The organism is Pseudoduganella sp. R-32 (assembly GCF_049913245.1).
GTDB lineage: Bacteria > Pseudomonadota > Gammaproteobacteria > Burkholderiales > Burkholderiaceae_D > Rugamonas.
The window spans coordinates 5,427,161-5,446,910 of record NZ_CP183987.1 but is presented as its reverse complement, the minus strand read 5'-3'; the positions used below and the strand labels follow the sequence as shown (position 1 = coordinate 5,446,910).

Annotated in this window: 15 protein-coding genes; 10 read left to right on the top strand and 5 right to left on the bottom strand. The window is 61.5% G+C overall.

Annotated elements, in window-relative coordinates:
- Positions 1-5 precede the first annotated feature (5 nt).
- On the top strand, positions 6-1,136 hold the full coding sequence (gene coaD, locus ACN9MU_RS24840; protein ID WP_426336260.1) for a pantetheine-phosphate adenylyltransferase: 1,131 nt from the start codon (positions 6-8) through the stop codon (positions 1,134-1,136).
- Here coaD and ACN9MU_RS24835 read toward each other — a convergent pair.
- Both ACN9MU_RS24835 and ACN9MU_RS24830 read right to left on the bottom strand, forming a co-directional pair.
- On the bottom strand, positions 1,119-1,319 hold the full coding sequence (locus tag ACN9MU_RS24835) for a hypothetical protein (RefSeq protein WP_426163571.1): 201 nt from the start codon (positions 1,317-1,319) through the stop codon (positions 1,119-1,121). The genes coaD and ACN9MU_RS24835 overlap by 18 nt on opposite strands.
- A gap of 144 nt (positions 1,320-1,463) precedes the next feature.
- The gene (locus ACN9MU_RS24830; RefSeq protein WP_426343591.1) at positions 1,464-3,842 is read right to left on the bottom strand and encodes a TonB-dependent receptor plug domain-containing protein; all 2,379 of its coding nucleotides are present in this window, start codon (positions 3,840-3,842) and stop codon (positions 1,464-1,466) included.
- Between the two features lie 196 nt (positions 3,843-4,038).
- On the opposite strand from ACN9MU_RS24830, the gene ACN9MU_RS24825 reads away from it, so the two are divergent.
- Genes ACN9MU_RS24825 through ACN9MU_RS24810 form a run of 4 tightly spaced genes read left to right on the top strand, consistent with a single transcriptional unit; the run spans position 4,039 to position 9,428 of the window.
- On the top strand, positions 4,039-7,191 hold the full coding sequence (locus ACN9MU_RS24825) for an error-prone DNA polymerase (RefSeq protein WP_426336259.1): 3,153 nt from the start codon (positions 4,039-4,041) through the stop codon (positions 7,189-7,191).
- A 57-nt stretch (positions 7,192-7,248) separates the two neighbouring features.
- Entirely contained in the window at positions 7,249-8,106 is an 858-nt protein-coding gene (locus ACN9MU_RS24820; protein WP_426163564.1) for a hypothetical protein, read from the top strand.
- The gene (locus ACN9MU_RS24815) at positions 8,096-8,977 is read left to right on the top strand and encodes a hypothetical protein (protein ID WP_426163562.1); all 882 of its coding nucleotides are present in this window, start codon (positions 8,096-8,098) and stop codon (positions 8,975-8,977) included. The genes ACN9MU_RS24820 and ACN9MU_RS24815 overlap by 11 nt, the downstream gene beginning before the upstream one ends.
- Positions 8,961-9,428: a GNAT family N-acetyltransferase gene (locus ACN9MU_RS24810; protein WP_426163560.1), complete on the top strand. Its 468-nt coding sequence runs from the start codon at positions 8,961-8,963 to the stop codon at positions 9,426-9,428. The genes ACN9MU_RS24815 and ACN9MU_RS24810 overlap by 17 nt, the downstream gene beginning before the upstream one ends.
- On the opposite strand, the gene ACN9MU_RS24805 is transcribed toward ACN9MU_RS24810, so the two are convergent.
- Positions 9,425-9,859, bottom strand: a complete 435-nt coding sequence (locus ACN9MU_RS24805) for a PRC-barrel domain-containing protein (RefSeq protein ID WP_426163558.1) — start codon at positions 9,857-9,859, stop codon at positions 9,425-9,427. The two genes, ACN9MU_RS24810 and ACN9MU_RS24805, sit on opposite strands and share 4 nt — an antisense overlap.
- 136 nt (positions 9,860-9,995) lie before the next feature.
- Here ACN9MU_RS24805 and ACN9MU_RS24800 point away from each other — a divergent pair, with 136 nt between their 5' ends.
- The 4 genes from ACN9MU_RS24800 to ftsB all read left to right on the top strand — a co-directional run bounded on the left by ACN9MU_RS24800 (position 9,996) and on the right by ftsB (position 14,394).
- Entirely contained in the window at positions 9,996-11,681 is a 1,686-nt protein-coding gene (locus ACN9MU_RS24800) for a CTP synthase (protein ID WP_426318905.1), read from the top strand.
- A complete protein-coding gene (gene kdsA, locus ACN9MU_RS24795) occupies positions 11,678-12,532 on the top strand; it encodes a 3-deoxy-8-phosphooctulonate synthase (protein ID WP_426163554.1) in 855 nt (284 codons plus the stop codon). The genes ACN9MU_RS24800 and kdsA overlap by 4 nt, the downstream gene beginning before the upstream one ends.
- A gap of 221 nt (positions 12,533-12,753) precedes the next feature.
- Complete coding sequence (gene eno, locus ACN9MU_RS24790) at positions 12,754-14,037, top strand: phosphopyruvate hydratase (protein ID WP_426163552.1); 1,284 nt, start codon at positions 12,754-12,756, stop codon at positions 14,035-14,037.
- A gap of 48 nt (positions 14,038-14,085) precedes the next feature.
- Positions 14,086-14,394: a cell division protein FtsB gene (ftsB, locus tag ACN9MU_RS24785; protein WP_426163550.1), complete on the top strand. Its 309-nt coding sequence runs from the start codon at positions 14,086-14,088 to the stop codon at positions 14,392-14,394.
- A 623-nt stretch (positions 14,395-15,017) separates the two neighbouring features.
- On the opposite strand, the gene ACN9MU_RS24780 is transcribed toward ftsB, so the two are convergent.
- Positions 15,018-15,380 (bottom strand): DUF695 domain-containing protein, encoded by a 363-nt coding sequence (locus ACN9MU_RS24780; RefSeq protein ID WP_426172287.1) that lies wholly within the window; start codon positions 15,378-15,380, stop codon positions 15,018-15,020.
- A gap of 161 nt (positions 15,381-15,541) precedes the next feature.
- Positions 15,542-17,359 (bottom strand): DUF885 domain-containing protein, encoded by a 1,818-nt coding sequence (locus ACN9MU_RS24775; protein ID WP_426318903.1) that lies wholly within the window; start codon positions 17,357-17,359, stop codon positions 15,542-15,544.
- Between the two features lie 154 nt (positions 17,360-17,513).
- Here ACN9MU_RS24775 and ACN9MU_RS24770 point away from each other — a divergent pair, with 154 nt between their 5' ends.
- Positions 17,514-19,748: a TonB-dependent receptor domain-containing protein gene (locus tag ACN9MU_RS24770; RefSeq protein ID WP_426318902.1), complete on the top strand. Its 2,235-nt coding sequence runs from the start codon at positions 17,514-17,516 to the stop codon at positions 19,746-19,748.
- Positions 19,749-19,750 lie beyond the last annotated feature (2 nt).

Genomic DNA, 19,750 nt, shown 5'->3' with positions numbered 1-19,750 from the left:
AGGGCATGCAGAAGATCGGTTTCTCGGGGACTCTGGACCCTATCACCAACGGCCATATGTGGGTCATTGGCGAAGCGCGTTCACTCGCGGAAGAAGTGGTCGTCTTCCTGTCCGAGAACTCCACCAAGGCGCCCAAATTCTCGGCCGACGAACGCAAGGCCATCGTGCTGGCCAGTTGCGCGGAGCGGGGCTGGGGCAATGTCAGCGTGCAGATCGTCAAGAGCGAATACACGGCGCGCGTGGCCAAGCGCAACGGCGTCGACTACCTGATCCGCGGCATTCGCAGCACCGCCGATTTCGATTACGAAAACCTGATCCAGCAAACCAATGTGGAAGTGATCGGCGGCGCCAAGACGCTGTTCGTGATGCCGCCGCGCGACCTGGGTTCGGTGAGCTCCAGCTTCGTCAAGGCGCTGGAAGGCCCGGTGGGCTGGAACTGGACCATGAAGAAATTCGTCCCCGCGCCGGCGTACCAGGCCTGGATCCTGGCCTGGCTGCGCAAGGAGTGGGACAGCCTGTGGCGCGAGCGCCCCCATTCTGCCGACTGGTTTGACCGCGTGACCGGCGCGTCGGCCTACGGCGGCGCCGACCGCCATTACCACAACCTCGACCACCTGGTGCACGGCCTGGCGGAGATTCGCGCCTGGGCCGCCAATACCGGCGCGGCGCCAGCCGACGTGGCACTGGTCAAAGCCGCCTTCTGGTTCCACGACGCCGTGTATGCCCACGGCGCCGGCGACATCACGAATGAAGAAGCCAGCGCACGCCTGTGGCTGGGCAGCGGCCTGGAGCCGGACGCCGCGCGCGCCGACGAAGTGGCGACGCTGGTCCGTGCCACCGACCACTTCCAGGGCGGCGCGATTGCGCATCCGCTGAAAGACACCATGCTGTCGGTCGACCTGGCCATCCTCGGCCAGGAAGCCGAGGTGTACCAAGCCTATGCGTGCGGCATCCGCGCCGAATACGCCCATGTGCCGGAAGAACGCTACAACAGCCAGCGCGCGCAGATCCTCGCGCATTTGCGCGGCAAGGCAGAAGCAGGCACGCTGTTCGCCGATCCTTATTTTACCGATACCTACACTGGCGCGGCGATTGCGAACATGGGCGCCGAGCTGGCCCTAATTTCGAACAGGTAGGGAGGGCAAGGGGAGGGCGAGGTCGCGCCAGAAGCTCTCCACTTCCTCCAGTGCGGTCGCTTTCGCGCACTTTTCGGAAACGGCGCTGAGGATGAATTCTTCCGCCGACATATGCTCTATCGGCGCCCATTTGGCGATTGCAGAAATAACGTCGCCAGCCAGGTGGATCGTCATTGCAGCCATAGCACCTCCTCCGAGTGGAATGTGATTCCACATTGCATCAACTGACCGCGGCAGTCTTTGCGCTACATCAAACCATACGCAAGAGCCCGTGTCACACCTTGGGGTCACACCCCCAAGGTGACACGGGCTGGGCCGTAGTGACGCTTAGAACTTCACGTGCAGACGTGCGAAATACGCGACACCGTTCAGGCCGAACTGCACGCTCTCGTACTTGAAGCCGTTGTCGGTTTCGTTCGGATCTTGCGGCGTCGGGTGCACGTCGAAGATGTTGGCGGCGCCGAAACTGAGCTTGGCATTCTTGCTGAAGGCGTAGGTGAAGCCCAGGTCGGCCGAAGTCTTCGCTTCGTATTTCTGGTTCGGCACGCCGGCTGCGGTGCCGCTCCAGGTACCCAGGGTCTGCGGGCCGAAGTGGATGATCTTGAAGTTGGTCTCCAGCGCGCCGGTCACGTAGTCGAAGCCCAGGGTGGCCTTGCGGCGCGGGCCGCCCTGTTCCAGGAACAGGCGTTCGCGTTCGGACAGCAACACGTCTTCAAAGCCTTGCAGCGCGGCCGGGGCATGGATGTCGGTCACTTCGGTCTTGCTGATGTTGGCGGCCAGGAAGGTGGTCAGCTTGTTGCCGAACACAGTGCTCTTGTGCGATGCGGTCAGGTCCAGGCCCTGGGTCTTGGTGTCGACCGAGTTGACGAAGAATTGCGCGGCGCCCACGCCCATGGTCGCCAGCCTGTCCGCCAGGGCAGGGTAGTTCTCCTGGTTGAACTGGCCGGACAGCACGATGCGGTCCTTGATCTTGATGTGGTACAGGTCGGCGGTGACCGACAGGTCCGAGTTCGGCGTCCAGGTGGCGCCCAGGGTGAAGCTGCGCGATTTCTCTTCCTTCAGGGGATCGAGGCCGGCCACCTTGCCTACCGGACCCACGGCCGGCGTGATCGAGATATCGGTTGGCACGCCGCCCACGAAGTCGGTGTAGGTCGAAGAGAAGTAAGCCTGTTGCAGCGATGGTGCGCGGAAACCGGTCGATGCCGATGCACGCAGCAGCACCGGATCGGCGACGCGGTAGCTGCCGGCGATCTTGCCGGTGACGGTGGAGCCGAAGTCGCTGTACTTCTCCCAGCGCAGGGCGCCTTGCAGGCGGGCTTTCTGGGTCAGGTCCGCTTCCAGGTCGATGTAGGCGGCATTGCTATGGCGCTTGGCGTCGGTCGCGTCGCCAGGACGAAAGCCCGGGAAGCCCTGACTGCCGGCATTGCCGCCGATGCCCACGCCGTCGGCATCGATGTAGGAACCAGGTTCCCCGGCAAAGATCTTGTATTTCTCGGCGCGGTATTCGGCGCCGAACGCCACGTTCAGGCCTTCGCCAACCAGGCCTTCGAAGTAGCGATTCATGTCGAAATTGGTAGTCGACTGCTGGAAGGAGAAGCCGCCGGCATTGAGGGAGCTTGGGCTGATGCCCTGGCCGCCGTTCAGCAGGTCCAGGTTGGCGATGGAGGCGTTCAGCGTGTTGCTGATGTTGTACTTCAGGCGGTTGTAGCCGTAGGTTTGCGACAGGTCGGCATTCCAGTCGCCGACCTTCTGCTTGTAGCCGAAGATGGCGTAGCGGTCGTCCAGGTCGCCGTTGATGAACGGGACGAAGCCGTTCGGGTACATGGCGGCGGAGTTGCGGGTCGGGATGTCGTCGGTGCCGTTGCGCGCCCAGGCGCCGCTGGAAGCGTCGCGCTGCTGTACGCCGCCGGTGAAGTAGACGCGGCCAGGGCCGGCCGGGATTTCGCCGTTGACGTAGACGGTCTTGTTCTTGGACTTGGAATCGCCGATGGTACGCGGGTTGCCGTCCTCGGCGCGGTTGGAGCGGCCGCGGTCCAGGTATTCGCCGGTGATGCCGACGGTGCCGCCTGCCACGGCGAAGCCGCAGTAGGCCGATGCCAGCCAGTTCTTGCCGTCGCCGGCGCCGTACTGGCCGTAGCCGACCGCCGATTCGCAGCCCACGTTCTTTTTCAGTCCGATGTCCATCACGCCGGCAATCGCGTCGGAGCCGTATTGGGCAGCGGCGCCGTCGCGCAGCACTTGCACGTCCTTGATCGCCATCACGGGGATGGCGTTCATGTCGGTACCGGTGGCGCCGCGGTTGCGCGCGCCGAAGATGTTGACCAGGGAGGAGGTGTGGCGGCGCTTGCCGTTCACCAGCACCAGGGTCTGGTCCGAGCTCAGGCCGCGCAGCGCTGCGGAGTCCACCAGGTCGGCGCCGTCCGCGCCGGTCTGGCGGGTCGAATTGAACGATGGGGAAATGAAGGTCAGGGTCTGTGCCAGGTCGAACTGCGCGCCTTGCTCGGAAGCCTTGGTCAGGGAGATGACATCGACCGGCGCCACGGTATCGGTCAGGGAACTGGTCGCGCGGCGCGAACCGACCACATTGACCACGGTCATGTCGCCGGAATCGGCCCGGGTTTGTGCCGCCACAGGCAGGGCAGACAGGGCACTCGCACCATACAGGGCGGTCAGAACGGCTTTACGCAGAATCGAAGGACTTGACAATTTTTTGCTCCTGGGAAAAATTGCCTTTGATTCTAGCTGAACTTCATTTGTACAGCGTTCACAAATGACAAGTTTACGTTGCAACTACGCCACGGCTGCGGATCCTACGTAGTCCATAGCGCCGCCGGGAGGGACGGTGAGGGAAACGGCGGCGAGGCGGGTGGCACGGATGGCTGGAGTCAGTGTAGAATACTGTATGGATATACAGTCATCACGCGCCGGGCTGCCCGCCTATGCGGAGCTGTTTTGCCTGACAAATTTTTCATTCTTGCATGGCGCCTCCCATGCTGAAGAGCTGGTGGAGCGCGCGGTAAAACTCGGCTATGGCGCGCTGGCCATCACGGACGAATGTTCGCTGGCCGGCGTGGTACGCGCGCATGGCGAGGCCAAGCAGGCCGGCCTGAAGCTGCTGATTGGCGCCCATTTCCACCTGACGCATGCCGATGGCAGTCGCGCGCTCTCCCTGCTGGCGCTGGCCACCAACCGCAATGGCTACGGCAATCTCTCGGAAATGATCACCCTTGGCCGCATGCGTGCCGACAAGGGGAGCTACGAACTGCATCCGGACGATTTCGCCAATCCGCCGCCGGAGCGCGAACATTTGCGCGGCCTGCCGGATTGCCTGCTGCTCCTGCTGCCGGAATACCCGGCCGAGGTGGAGCGCCTGCACCAGCAGGCTTCCTGGATGGCGGCCACTTTTGGCGAGCGCACCTGGCTCGCCACGACCATGTTGGGCCGCGCCTTCGACGAGGCGCACGGCGCGGCGATCGAGGAAGTCTCGCTGCAGCATGCCTTGCCGGTGGTCGCGGCCGGGCACGTGTGCATGCATGTGCGCTCGCGCAAGCCGTTGCACGACACCTTGACGGCGGTGCGGCTCGGCAAGCCGGTCAGCGAGTGCGGTTATGAGCTGGGGCAGAACGCCGAGCAGCATCTGCGCTCGCGGCTGCGGCTGGCCAACGTCTATCCGGCGGAGGCGCTGGAGGAGACCATGCGCATTGCCGATATGTGCAAGTTCTCGCTGGAAGAGCTGCGCTACGAATATCCGAATGAGCTGATTCCGCCTGGCCATACGCCATCCAGCTTCCTGCGCCAGGAAACCTATATCGGTGCCCACCGCCGCTATCCGGCCGGCGTGCCGGCCAATGTGCAAAACCAGATCGAGGAAGAGCTGGCGCTGGCTGCGCAACTGAAGTACGAGTACTTTTTCCTCACGGTGTACGACATTGTGCGCTATGCGCGCTCACAGGAAATCCTGTGCCAGGGACGGGGCTCGGCTGCCAATTCGGCCGTCTGCTACTGCCTGGGAATTACCGAAGTCGACCCTGCGCTGGGCAACAGCGTGGTGGGGCGCTTCATGTCGATCGAGCGCGACGAGCCGCCCGACATCGACGTCGACTTCGAGCACCAGCGGCGGGAAGAGGTCATTCAGTACATCTACCGCAAATACGGCCGTCACCGCACTGCGCTGGCCGCGACAGTCATTTGCTATCGCACCAAGAGCGCGCTGCGCGACAGCGGCAAGGCGCTCGGCGTCGACCTGGAAATTGTCGAGAAGGTCGCCAAGTCGCACCGTTGGTTTGACCGCAAGCACGAGCTGATGGAGCGCTTTGCCGAATGCGGGCTGGATCCGGAATCGCCGGTGGCGCACCAATGGGCCCACCTGGCGCTGCAATTCCTCAGCTTCCCGCGTCACCTGTCGCAGCACGTCGGCGGCTTCGTCATCTCGCAGGACAAGCTGTCACGGCTGGTGCCGATCGAGAACGCGGCCATGGAAGAGCGTAGCGTGATCCAGTGGGACAAGGACGACCTGGAAGAACTGGGCCTGCTGAAAGTGGACGTGCTGGCACTGGGCATGCTGTCCGCGTTGCGCCGCGCCTTTGACCTGGTCAGTGCGCGCCGAGGTGAAATCTTCACCATGCAGGATGTGCCGCGCGAAGACCGCGCGACCTACGAGATGATCTGCCAGGCCGACACCATTGGCGTGTTCCAGATCGAATCGCGGGCGCAGATGAGCATGCTGCCGCGCCTGAAACCGCAAGTGTTCTACGACCTGGTGATTGAAGTAGCCATCGTGCGACCCGGCCCGATCCAGGGCGGCATGGTGCACCCTTATCTGCAGCGGCGCATGGGCAAGGCAAAGGTTGATTACCCGCCGGGACTGGAGAAAGCGCTTGGCCGCACGCTGGGCGTTCCGATCTTCCAGGAGCAGGTGATGCAGGTGGTGATCGATGCCGCCGGTTTCACGCCAGGCGAAGCGGATCAGTTACGGCGCTCGATGGCCGCGTGGAAGCGCAAGGGCGGCCTGGAAAAATACCAGACGCGCATCGTGTCAGGCATGGTGGATCGTGGCTATGACGAAGCCTTTGCCCTGCAGATCTGCCAGCAGATTCAAGGCTTCGGCGAATACGGCTTCCCCGAATCGCACGCAGCCAGCTTTGCATGGCTGACGTATGTGAGCTCGTGGATCAAGTGCCACGAACCGGCCGCCTTCCTGTGTGCGCTGCTGAACAGCCAGCCGATGGGCTTTTATTCGCCTTCGCAACTGGTGCAGGATGCAAAGCGCCATGGCATTGAGGTGCGGCCGGTCGACATCACTTGCAGCGGGTGGGAATCTTCGCTGGAAGAGCAGGCAGGGGAGGCGCAGCCAGCGGTGCGGCTCGGCATGGCACTGCTGCGCGGCATGCGCGTCGAAGCCGCGCTGCGTATCGAAGAAACGCGCGCGATCAAGCCTTTTGCCAGCGTGACTGAACTGGCGCGGCGCGCCGACCTCAATCGCCACGACCTGCAAGTACTGGCCGGCGGCAATGCCTTGCGCTCGCTGGCCGGCAATCGCCGCCAGGCGCTGTGGGATGCGGCGGGCGCTGTGCCGGACAAGGATTTGCTGCGCCCGACCGAAGTGGAGGAGGAAACTCCGCAACTGGTGCCGCCAACCGAAGGCGAAGAAATCCTTGGCGACTACCGTTCGCAAGGCTTGACGCTGGGCCGCCATCCGCTGGCGCTGCTGCGCCCGGCGCTGCTGGCCAAGCGCTTCCTGCCGGCCGAGGTGCTGAACACCTTCAGCAACAACCAGCTGGCGCGCGGTGCCGGCATCGTCACTGGCCGCCAGCGGCCCGGTACTGCCAAGGGCGTGCTGTTCGTCACCATCGAGGACGAAACCGGCTACGTCAACGTGATCGTCTGGCCCGATATGGTGGAAAAATACCGGCGCGAAGTGCTGGGCTCTTCGCTGCTTGGCGTATATGGCGTGTGGCAGCAGGAAGGCATCGTGCGCCACCTGGTTGCGCGGCGCCTGGTCGACTTGTCCCACCTGCTAGGCCGCCTTCCAACCGCCAGCCGCGACTTCCAGTGAGTTTTGATGACAATGTGCGTGGGCGGATGGTGATAAAATTTTTGCATGAATGGAAAATTGATATCACTTCTTGCTGTATGCCTGCTGGCAGCTTGCCAGCGAATTCCGGAAACCAAACCGGCTGCCCCGAAAGACCTGGCAGCGGCCGCTCCCAACGAAGAACAGGATCTTGAGAAAGCCTTGTCGCGTGCTGTGTTCGGCGATGCCGCGCTTGTCAACGGCCGCGAGATACTGGGCTTTAAAGACCTGGGGGGCGGCAAGGCGGCTTTGGTCATCAGCGAAATTCCTCCCGACAGTCCTGAACCGGGCATGCGCGATATGGCGCTGCAGGCGACCATCAGCGCCTACTTGCTGGACAAGCTCGATGGTAAATGGAGTGTCACCCGGCGCCACGAATCGCTCGCCGACATGGGCAGCAATGGTTTTGCCGGAGAACTGACTTGGGTGACGCTGGGGCCCGGCAAGCCTGGTTTTGCAATCGTCGGCCAAAGCGGCAATCGCGGCCAGTCCGTGAGTTCGCTGGCGCTGTTCGACTTGACAGCGAAAGACATGCGCACCCTGGCCAGCAAGCAAATCCTCGTCCACTCGGACAATGACGGCGACTGCGAAGGCGAACGCCCGCATTGCTGGAATATCAGCGGAGAATGGCGCCTGGTGCAGAAGCAGGGGCAGGCCTTTGCGGATCTGGAAATTGCCTTCACAGGCGTAGACGAACTACGTTCGGAAGAGGCCAGGCAAAAGGCCGACGCGCAGGCAAACGCTGCCGGAGCCGAGCCGTCTTATGAAGAATACATCGCCGCCCTCGGGCCGCGCGACCAGCGCAAGGTCAAATCAACTGCGCGCTATTCCCTGAGCGAGAAGGGCATGCTCCTCGCCAGCGGCGAAAATCCTGCGGAAGCATCTGATGTTGAATAAGCTGGCATTGTTCTGCGCAGCGCTGATTCTCGCTGCCTGCGCCAAAAAAGAGGCGCTCCAGGCGGCGCCCGAACCCGCGCCTGCACAGGCCTCTCAAGTGGTGGCGGAGGAGAAAAAGCCGGTCGACCCGAAAGTCCTGCGTATGATGGAATTGCTGCGCGTCGTATACGGCGGTCGGAACGAGCAAGTGGCTTATATGGAAGTCGATATGCCCGATCCTGAGCAGCGCAACGAAACGGGCAAGTACCTGCTGCAACCGGTCGCCATGCAGGAATTGCCGGAGGGGCGGGTAGTTGTCGTGGCAAATGCGGAATTGCTGGGCGATGATGGCGAGGTGATGACTGGTCACAGCTCGCCCGGTCTGCTCAGCGCCTACGTGTTGCGCAAAGATGGCGACAAGTGGCAGGTCGACGCGCGGCATGAAAACATTGCGGCGCTTGGTTCAAGCGGGCGCTTTGACGAAGTCCAGTGGGTAACCCTGGGCGTGGGGAAACCCGGATTTATCGTGATGCACGGCGGGGTATGGATGGGCAACGAGATCGGCTCCCTGTCCATTTTCGACTTGAGCGACGGCTCCATGCACGACCTCACCGACAATGGCGTATCAATGTTCTCCAACAATGACGGCGACTGCGGAGAGGACCGGACGCATTGCTGGTCGGTCGTCGGAAAATGGCAGTTCGAAAAGCGCGAAGGCTCGGCTTATGACGACCTGGTCGTGCGCTTTAGCGGACACGAGGAGGATAAGCCGGAAAACGCACCGGAAACTGCGGTGCGCAAGCGCAAGGACGTCACCGGAATGGCGCGCTACAAATTCGGTGACGGCCGCTACGTGCTGGTGGAAGGAGAGAACATTGTCCCGGGAGTTTGAGATTCGGCCAGCATTGGCCGATGATGCATCGGCGATCAGTGTGCTGATCCTGTCGCTGCAGCCCTACCTGACCATTGAAGCCGATGGCAGCGGGGCGGAAGAATTCCTGGTATCGCTGTCGCCGGATATCATCCGCCGCAACCTGCAAGACGAGAACTACCGCTACCAGCTGGCTTTCGACGGTGACGTGCTGGCCGGCGTGGTCGCTGTGCGCGATAACTCGCACCTGTTCAGCCTTTATGTAGGGGCGCCGTGGCACGGGCGGGGCGTGGGCAAGCGCCTGTGGGAGCTAGCGCGCGACGGTGCGCTGGCGCGCGGCAACCCTGGCAACTTCACCGTCAATTCCTCGACCTTTGCCGAAGCCATGTACCGCCACCTGGGCTTCACGGCTACCGGCCCGGTGGCGGAAATGCATGGCATCAGGTTTGTCCCGATGCGGCTGGAGCTTTAGCGGGAGCTCTGGTCCAGATGACTCGGGCCGCTGGTCGTGCTGCTGGTGCCGTAGAAGTTGTGCAGCTCAGTCGCCCAGGTCTGGTTGGCCATGTCCGGCCAATGGTTCTTATCGAAGCCGGGCGCCTGTTCGATGCGCTCCTTCTCGATATTCAGCGTCATGCGGTGGTTGGAGGTGTCGAGCGACAGCGCTTCGAACGGCACCGCAAACAGCTTTTCCCCGATGCCCAGCACGCCGCCGGACGCCATCACCACATAGGCGATATGCCCGGTTTGCATGTCGAGCATGATCTCCTTGACCGTGCCCAGGTGTTCATTCTGCAGGTTATGGACATGGTCGCCGATCAGGGTGTCCGCGCCCATCAGGCGGGGACCCGGACCCTGGTGGCCAGTGTCGACATAATTGCCATATTCGTCGCGATCCAGACTCATGGTGGCCTCCTGTTGAAATAAAGATATTGTTGCTTCCCGGTGGGGCCAGGGTCTGTTCGGTGCCGCACGCATTCGGGGTCAAAATAGGCTATAATTTCAATTTCCCGCTGCGCGCCTCCCCGGCGCCGATCTCGCAATGACCAAATTTGTCTTCGTCACTGGTGGCGTTGTGTCGTCCCTTGGTAAAGGGATTGCCGCCGCCTCCCTCGCCGCGATCCTCGAATCGCGTGGCCTCAAAGTCACCATGCTCAAGCTGGACCCGTACATCAACGTGGACCCAGGCACCATGAGCCCAATGCAGCACGGTGAAGTATTCGTTACCGATGATGGTGCTGAGACTGACCTGGACCTCGGTCACTACGAGCGTTTCATCTCGACTCGCATGCGCAAGGTGAACAACTTCACCACCGGCCAGATCTACGAATCGGTGATCCGCAAGGAACGCCGCGGCGAGTACCTGGGCAAGACCGTGCAGGTGATCCCGCACATCACCAATGAAATTCAGGATTACATCCGCCGTGGCGCGGAAGGCTACGATGTCGCCCTGTGCGAAATCGGCGGCACCGTCGGCGATATCGAATCGCTGCCATTCCTGGAAGCCGCCCGCCAGCTGTCGCTGCGCGCCGGCCGCAAGAATTCCGCTTTCGTTCACCTGACCCTGGTGCCGTACATCGCATCGGCAGGCGAACTGAAAACCAAGCCTACCCAGCACTCGGTACAGAAGCTGCGCGAAATCGGTATCTCTCCGAACGCGCTGCTGTGCCGCGCCGACCGCAAGATTCCGGAAGACGAAGTGGCGAAGATCTCGCTGTTCTCGAACATCGAAGAACGCGCCGTGATCTCGGTATGGGACGTGGACACCATCTACAAAGTGCCGCAGATGCTGCACGACCAGGGCCTGGATGCGATCATCTGCGAGGCGCTGGACCTGAACCCGGCGCCGGCCGACCTGTCCATGTGGGCAAAGCTGATCCACAACCTGGAAAATCCGAAGGCGGAAGTGTCGATCGGCATGGTGGGCAAGTACGTCGAACTGACCGAATCCTACAAGTCGCTGACCGAAGCGCTGCGCCACGCCGGCCTGCACACCGAGTCTCGCGTGAACATCGAGTACATCGACTCGGAAGAGATCGAGACCAAGGGCGTCGCCGAGCTGGCCAAGTTCGACGCGATCCTGGTGCCGGGCGGCTTCGGCAAGCGCGGCGTGGAAGGCAAGATCAAGGCGGCGCAGTTCGCCCGTGAATCCAAAGTGCCTTACCTGGGCATCTGCCTGGGCATGCAGGTAGCGCTGATCGAATACGCGCGCCATATGGCCGGCTTCACCAAAGCCAACTCCACCGAGTTCGAGCCGGACACCGAGCAGCCGCTGGTGGCCCTGATCGACGAATGGCAGAACGAAGACGGCAAGATCGAAAAGCGCGACGCCAATTCCGACCTGGGCGGCACCATGCGCCTGGGCGCGCAGACCTGCGAAGTGAAGCCGGGCACCCTGGCCTCCGAGATCTACGGCAGCGTGGTGACCGAGCGTCACCGTCACCGCTACGAAGCGAACAACCATTACCTGGCCCGTGTTGAAGAAGCCGGCCTGGTGGTGGCAGCGCGCACCCCGAACGAGAACCTGTGCGAGATCATGGAACTGCCGCGCACTGGTGCCAACGCCCACCCATGGTATATGGGCGTGCAGTACCACCCTGAATTCAAATCGACCCCGCGTGACGGCCACCCGCTGTTCACCTCCTTCATCAAGGCAGCCCTGGCGCATAAAGCCGCCGCAGGCAAGCCGGCCCTGAAGGCAGTCGAAACCAAGGAGAACGTCGCATGAAGCTGTGTGGATTCGATGTAGGCCTGGACAAACCATTCTTCCTGATCGCCGGCACCTGCGTGATCGAGTCGCGCCAGATGGCGTTCGACACCGCCGGCGCGCTGAAGGAAATGACTGCTGAACTGGGCATCCCGTTCATCTACAAGTCGTCCTTCGACAAGGCCAACCGCACCTCCGGTACCTCGTACCGCGGTCCGGGCATGGAAAAGGGGCTGGAAATCCTGGGCGACGTGAAGCGCGAGCTGGAAGTGCCGGTGTTGACCGACGTGCACACCGTGGAAGAAATCGCCGCCGTGTCGTCCGTGGTCGACGTGATCCAGACCCCGGCCTTCCTGTGCCGCCAGACCGACTTCATCACCGCCTGCGCCGAATCCGGCCTGCCGGTGAACATCAAGAAGGGCCAGTTCCTGTCGCCGCACGAAATGAAGAACGTGATCGACAAGGCACGCGCCGCCGCCAAGGCCAAGGGCCTGAATGAAGACAACTTCATGGCATGCGAGCGTGGCGCTTCCTTCGGCTACAACAACCTGGTGTCGGACATGCGTTCGCTGGCCATCATGCGCGAAACCGGCGCACCGGTGGTGTTCGACGCCACCCACTCGGTGCAGCTGCCGGGCGGCCAGGGCGGCTCGTCGGGCGGCATGCGCGACATGGTGCCTGTGCTGTCGCGCGCTGCCGTGGCAGTGGGCGTGGCCGGCCTGTTCATGGAAACCCACCCGGTTCCTGCACAAGCGCTGTCGGACGGCCCAAATGCCGTGCCGCTCGGCCGCATGAAAGAACTGCTGTCCGTTCTGATCGAACTGGATCGCGTCACCAAGAAGGCTGGCTTCCTCGAATCCAACTTCAACTAAGATTTGCCCGGAAAGGCCGCAACTTGTTGCGGCTTTTTTTTCGAAACCGGTAGACCGGTGTCTGACCCGCAGGGTCAGACACCATCAAATCCGCAGTCAGCGGCTACGACATGCAGGTGTCAGACCCCGTGGGTCTGACACCGGTTTACCGGTTCTAGTCCCGTCTGTTATTCTTGCAACAATTTTGCCCCCGATATTCGCTTTAACTTTGGAGAAAACACATGAGTGCAATCGTTGACATCATCGGCCGCGAAGTAATTGATTCGCGCGGCAATCCGACCGTGGAATGCGACGTCCTGCTGGAATCCGGCGTCATGGGCCGTGCCGCAGTGCCGTCCGGCGCATCCACCGGTTCGCGCGAAGCAATCGAATTGCGCGACGGCGATGCCAAGCGCTACTTCGGCAAGGGCGTGCTGAAAGCCTGCGAAAACATCAATACCGAGATCTCGGAAGCCATCATGGGCCTGGACGCCAATGAGCAGGCTTTCCTGGACCGCACCCTGATCGAACTGGACGGCACCGAGAACAAGTCCCGCCTGGGCGCAAACGCCATGCTGGCAGTGTCGATGGCTGTCGCCAAGGCCGCAGCCGAAGAAGCCGGCCTGCCGCTGTACCGCTACTTCGGCGGCTCGGGCGCAATGCAGATGCCAGTGCCGATGATGAACGTGATCAACGGCGGCGCGCACGCCGACAACAACCTGGACATCCAGGAATTCATGATCATCCCGGTGGGCGCTCCATCCTTCAAGGAAGCCGTGCGTTACGGCGCCGAAGTGTTCCACACCCTGAAGAAGATCCTCCATAAGAACGGCATGAACACCGCCGTAGGCGACGAAGGCGGCTTCGCTCCTTCGCTGGCTTCGCACGAAGAAGCGATCAAGCTGATCATGCAAGCGATCGAAGAAGCCGGCTACGAAGCAGGGACCCAGATCGCCATCGGCCTGGATTGCGCTGCGTCCGAGTTCTACAAGGACGGCAAGTACCACCTGGAAGGCGAAGGCATGGTGCTGTCGGCTGAAGAGTTCACCAACCTGCTGGCCACCTGGTGCGACAAGTACCCGATCATCTCGATCGAAGACGCGATGCACGAAGGCGACTGGGCCGGCTGGGCACACCTGACCCAGGCCCTGGGCAAGAAAGTGCAGCTGGTAGGCGACGACCTGTTCGTCACCAACACCAAGATCCTGAAAGAAGGCATCCAGAAGGACATCGCCAACTCGATCCTGATCAAGATCAACCAGATCGGCACCCTGACTGAAACCTTCGCCGCCATTGAAATGGCCAAGCGCGCCGGCTACACCGCCGTGATCTCGCACCGTTCCGGCGAAACCGAAGATTCGACCATCGCCGATATCGCTGTCGGCACCAACGCGCTGCAGATCAAGACTGGCTCCATGTCCCGTTCGGACCGCATGGCCAAGTACAACCAGCTGCTGCGCATTGAAGAAGACCTGGGCGATATCGCTTCCTACCCAGGCCGCGATGCGTTCTATAATCTGAAGTAATTGCAATCCCACCGGCCGGGACTCCCCGGCCGGTTCAGTTTTGACCCAATGCGCCTGATTTCTGTAGCCCTTGCCCTGTTGCTCTTGCTGATCCAATACCCGCTTTGGCTGGGGAAGGGCGGCTGGCTACGCGTGGCGGAGCTGGAGAAAGAGGTCGCGGTGGCGCAGGAAAAAAACGAAGGCCTGCGTCAGCGTAATGCCAAGCTGGCCTCTGAAGTGAACGACCTGAAGGACGGCACCGGCGCCGTCGAAGAACGTGCCCGCTTCGAGCTAAGCATGATCAAGCAGAACGAAATCTACGTTCAGATCCTGGGCAAGGACCAGGCCAGGCCGGCCCCCGCCGATTCGAAGCCTTAACCGCCGGTTCCGCCACATCCATTCTCAGGGATCGCTGTGAGTTAGCAGCTTGGTCCGGCTGACTCGCCTTCAAGCTGATGGCTTTGGTACAAAATCTTGCCTACTCCAAGTAGTGGCTCATGTCGAGCTTCTATCTCAGACGCAGCTCGCTTCATCATCGTCCACCAATCTAATCCAGAATAATAGGGCGAAGACTGTCGTTCAATAGATACGCCCCCGTTGCTCTGCTTCCACTCTTCCAAGTGCAACGTACTTAAGACCGGAAAGATAGCACCGTCTTCCGGAAGCGCCAGTTGTGTGACTTTGCCATCTATCGCTCCAATGCGACAGAGGATCGCCGCATACAGGACCTCTTCAATCCCACTACATGCCAGATACAGCCTTTCTATCTGCCCAAGCGCTGACGAATTGGAAAACAGACTCTCTTCCGGGGTCGGAAACCACATCGCATACTCACCAGCGAGAACGCGACCTTCGTCATTACTGAAAGGTAGAGAACTGCTCAGCCCTTCATTCGTTCTTGGCTCGGCTTTCGACTGCTTTTGAACCTTTTTTTCATCCGTTCGAACATAAAATACTTCCAGTTAGGTTTAACGATCTCGATATCTCAACTCTCAGTGTACTCAGCTCGCGGCGCTGGCAGTATTGAAGTCTTTGATGAGATCTCGTAGTTCGGACCATGTTTCGTCTTTGTAGAATTTGATCTCTATCGGGAAACGCGCTTCGCCGGCAACGTGGCCATTGAGTTCGGCAAGGAATTTGTCACGGTCTGCGATGTAGTACACAAATTCCCTCACCCCAGCACCGACCCGGCGATAGCTTTCAACACAAAAATGCGGACGCTCGATACGTCCAAGTGCCGACTCAAGCATCATCATTCGTTTGTTCTCCTCCGCCGGAGGCATGCCATTGTTTTCGCATCCGTTATATTCCCAACGTACGACGGTCAGCCAGGGGATAGCGCGACGCGTCTCCTCCGCTGGCATGTCTGGACCGTATGCCCAAATAATTGGAAGGCCGTCCTTCCACGTTTCCACAAGGCGTCCGCGTGATTCCAAGATTTTGGGCATCGCTTGAAACAATACTTAATTGGATGGATTTAGAGATTTCAGGTATTGGTCAGCAATTGAGAGCCAAATACCTGATCTCAACGTTTGGTTTGCTCGATCCACGCGTTGACGCGTTTCTCCAGCAGGGGCAACGGCAAGGTGCCTTCGCCCAAGACGACTGCGTGGAAAGCCGGGTAGCTGAATTTGGCGCCCAATTCATGTTGCGCCTTGTCGCGCAGTTCCAGGATTTTCAGCGAACCAATCTTGTAGCTCAGGGCTTGCGCTGGCCAGACCATATAACGCTCGATCTGGTTTTTGGCGCGGGTTTCGGAGACGCCCTGTTTCTCCACCATGTAGGCGATGGCTTTTTCGCGGCTCCAGCCCAGGGAGTGCATGCCAGTGTCGACCACCAGGCGCACTGCGCGCAGCATTTCGGCGTTCAGGTGGCCGTAGTACCAGACCGGGTCTTCGTACAGGCCGAAGTCCTTGCCCAGGGTTTCCGAGTACAGGGCCCAGCCTTCGGTGTAGGCGGCGTTGTTCTGGTTCTCGGTGCTGAACATGCGGAAGTCGGGCAGCGGCATTTCCTTCAACAGGGCGGCGTGGAAGTGGTGGCCCGGCACGCCTTCGTGGAGCAGCAGGCTGGCCATGCCGGTGCGGCTGTAGTCTTTCGGGTCGTTGACCACGGCCCAGAATACGCCAGGGTGCGAGCCGTCGGCCGCAGGCGGGGTGTAATGGTCGGAGGCCGTAGCGCGCGTCAGTTCGGGCTCCAGGTCGACAACCAGCTTTGATTTCGGCACCAGGGTGAAATAAGCAGGCAGCTTGGTTTGCACCGTGTCGTAGATCTTGCGGTACTCGGCCAGTACTTCCGCTTCGGTGGTGAAGGGCTTGAACTGTTTCTGGTCGCGCACCCATTGCGGGAAGGCTTGCGCAGGGCCGTCGTAACCGAGCTTGCCCATCAGGGTTTGCATTTGTGCGCTGATGCGGGCGACTTCTTTCAGGCCGAGGTCGTGGACTTCTTGCGGGGTGAGCGGCAGGGTGGTGCTGTCGTTGATACGGGCCTTGTACCATGCAGCGCCGTTCGGCAGGGCGCTCCAGCCGGTACTGTCACGGCTGGCAGGCAGGTATTCCGATTCCAAGAATTTTACCAGGCGTTCCAGCGCTGGGTTCAGCTTTTCCACGGCGGCGCGGTAGTCGCGCGTGAGGCGTTCCTTGTCGGCGGCGCTGAACTCAGCGGGCATGCGCTTGATCGGCGAGTAGTACACGCTGGCTTCCGCGGTTGCGCTGCGCAGGGCGGCCATTTGCGGCAGCATCGCTTGCGTGATCGGCTTAGGCTGCACGATGCCCTGCTTGATGCCTTCACGCATATTGGCGATGGCCTGGTCGATCCACGGTGCCAGTTGGCGTACGCGGCTCAGGTAGTCCTGGTACTGCTTGACGGTGCCCAGCGGCTGCGAACCGGTGCCGCCGGCGTAATTCGCCAGGGTGCTGGGGATGTTGTCGAAGTGGTTCAGCGGCAGCAGGTGTTCAGGGAACGGCGCCAGGGCCAGCGCGGCATCGAGTTCGTAAGCCAGCAGGTCCAGTGTCATCTGCTCCTGGCTGGCCAGTTGCGCGCGTGGGATTTTCGCGAGGCGCTTTTGCATCTGGCGATAAGTGGCGAACTGCTTGGCGCGAACGGAAGGCGAGATCGCCATGCCGATCTGGTCGTTGTAGCGCGGGTCGCCGTTGGCGGTTGCAAACAGCAGCGGGTCGAAGTGGGCGCGGGCGACGTGGAAGTCATTGGCCAGTTGCGCCAGTTGGTGGCTGGCTTGGCCGGCTTGCTGTTTGGCGGCCGGTGCTGCCAGGGCCGGGGTGAAAGCGAGAGGAGAGGCCAGCAGGCTGGCGGCAAGAACTGCGGTCGAAAGACGGATAGGCAGCATTGGATTCCCTGGGCAAAAACAGAAGGCGCTCAGGATACTCCAAAATTCCGCCCCTGGCGGAACGGCTCTTGCGAATGAGAATTATTCTCATTAAAATACAGGTTCCCCGTGCCAGCCTTGAGCCAGCATTTGACTGACTCACGACTGGAACATCATGAATGCATCCGTATTGCGGCCACAGCGCCTTGCGCTGTTGCTCGCTGCTGCCTTGGGCGCGCACGCCCAGGCACAAGAGACGACCCGCCTCGGCGAAATCCTCGTCACCGCCAAGCCTGAAGAAACCAAGACCATCGACGCGCGCGAACTGGATAAACGCGGCGTGACCGACATGTCGCAGATTGCCCGCTACGAAACGCTGGTCACCGTGCCGGCTGCCTTGAGCGGTGGGGCGAATATCTGGGACGGCGCCGGCAATACCGGCTTCAATATCCGTGGCGTGGAAGGCAACCGCATTGGCCTCGACCTCGATGGCATCGCCCTGCCTGATGCCGCGCCGCGGCCGGACAGTTCGACGCTGAACAGCTTCGGCGTGGGACGTGATTACTTTGACCCAGAGACTTTTCGCGAAGTGCGGATTGGCGCAGGCAGCACGTCGGCCGATAGCGGCAGCGAGGGCCTGGGCGGCAAGGTATCGTTCGTGACCAAGTCGCCGTCGGATTACGTCAGCGCCGACAAGCCGGCGTACGCGGAATACAAGGCTGGCTACCATGGCGCCAACAATGCGCGCCTTCATGCGCTGACCGGTGCGGGGCAATTTGGCGACTTGCAGGCACTGGCTGTGGCCGTGCACCGCAGCGGCGAACAGACAGAAAGCGAAGGCAGTGTGGCGCCCAATCCGGACGACTGGAATTCGGACGCGCTGCTGGCGAAGCTGGCGTGGCGCCTGGCACCGGGCCAGAAGCTGGGTTTCACCTTTGACGGCTTCCGCGCCGAACATGATCGAGCGTTCGACAACAAGCTGGGCGCCTCTTATCCGCAAGGCGCCATGCAATCGTCCCGCACGCGCCGCAATCGCATCAGCGTGGAGCATGAACTGGCAGTAGGCCCGTGGCTGGTGGAGAGCCGTGCCTACGTGCAGGATGCCCGGGTGGAGGATCACACCAATGCGGCCTACGTCGTTGGCTCTCAACGCTACGCGCGCAGCATTGACACCGCATTCCTCAATAAGAGCAAAGGGCTGGCGGCCAACGCCACGCGACAGTTCGGCAGCGACAGCCTTGCGTTTGGTGCGACAGTGGAGGACCAGGAATCGCGCCGCCCCTGGCGCGAGGACCGCGTGGTGCTTGCGACCGGCGCGCATCAGGTCACCAACAAGAACCGCATGGCGGACATGGACACCTTGAAGCTGTCGGCCTTCGTGCGCGGCGAATACGTGTTCCCCCTGGGTGGCCTGCGTGCCACACTGACGCCGGGCTTGCGCGCGGAATACCGCAAGCTCGAGCCGAAGAACCTTCAGAGCTATGTGATCGCAGTACCGGGTGCGGCGAAGGAGATCAAGGAGGACAGCGACAGCTACCTGTCGCCGAGCCTCGGCCTGACGGTAGCGGTGACGCCTGACTTCGACGTGTACGGCAAATTCACGCGTGGCTATCGCATGCCGACCGCCGCGGAACGCACCGGCACCTATGACTCGTTCAGCTACACCGGTGCCGGCAATGGCTACGCGACACTGGGCAACCCGAACCTGGGCAAGGAAAGCAGCAATGCCTTCGAACTTGGCATGCGCGGCCGGGCGGCAGGCTGGCTGACCGTGAGCGCATCGACTTTTTACAACCGCTACAAGGACTTCATCGAGTACGTGGCCCAGCCGGCCGATCCGATCAATTTCCCGACCATCACTTTTGGCCTGTTCCGGCCGGAGAATATCGGCAATGCGCGCAGTTGGGGTGGCGAGCTCTCTGCGGTCGCGGAGCTCGGCAAGCTGACGCCCGCGCTGCAAGGCTTCAGCGCCTCGCTGGCGTCCGGCGCATCGCGCGGCTCGCTGGAGAACCAGCGCACCGGCAAGAAGGCCGGCATGAACTCGATCCAGCCCTACAAAACCACGGCCAGTCTGGCATGGGATGACCCGCAGAAGCGCGGCGGCGCGTCGCTGACGGCCTTCCACACGCGTGGCAAGCAGGCGGAGACCGAGGTGGCCGCAGCGCAGTCGCAGCCGGCAGCTTATTTCGCTGTCCCTGCTGCAACGGTGGTCGACCTGGCCGGCTACTGGAAGCTTGGCAAACATGCGGAACTAAACGCCGGCATCTACAACCTGGGCGACAAGAAGTACTGGGACTACGCAGCCGTACGCACGCTGGCTGCCGGCACCACGGCAGCCACGCAGGCCGAGATCGAACGACAGGCGCGCCCTGGCCGTCACGTAGCCGTCAATTTCAAACTGATGTACTGATA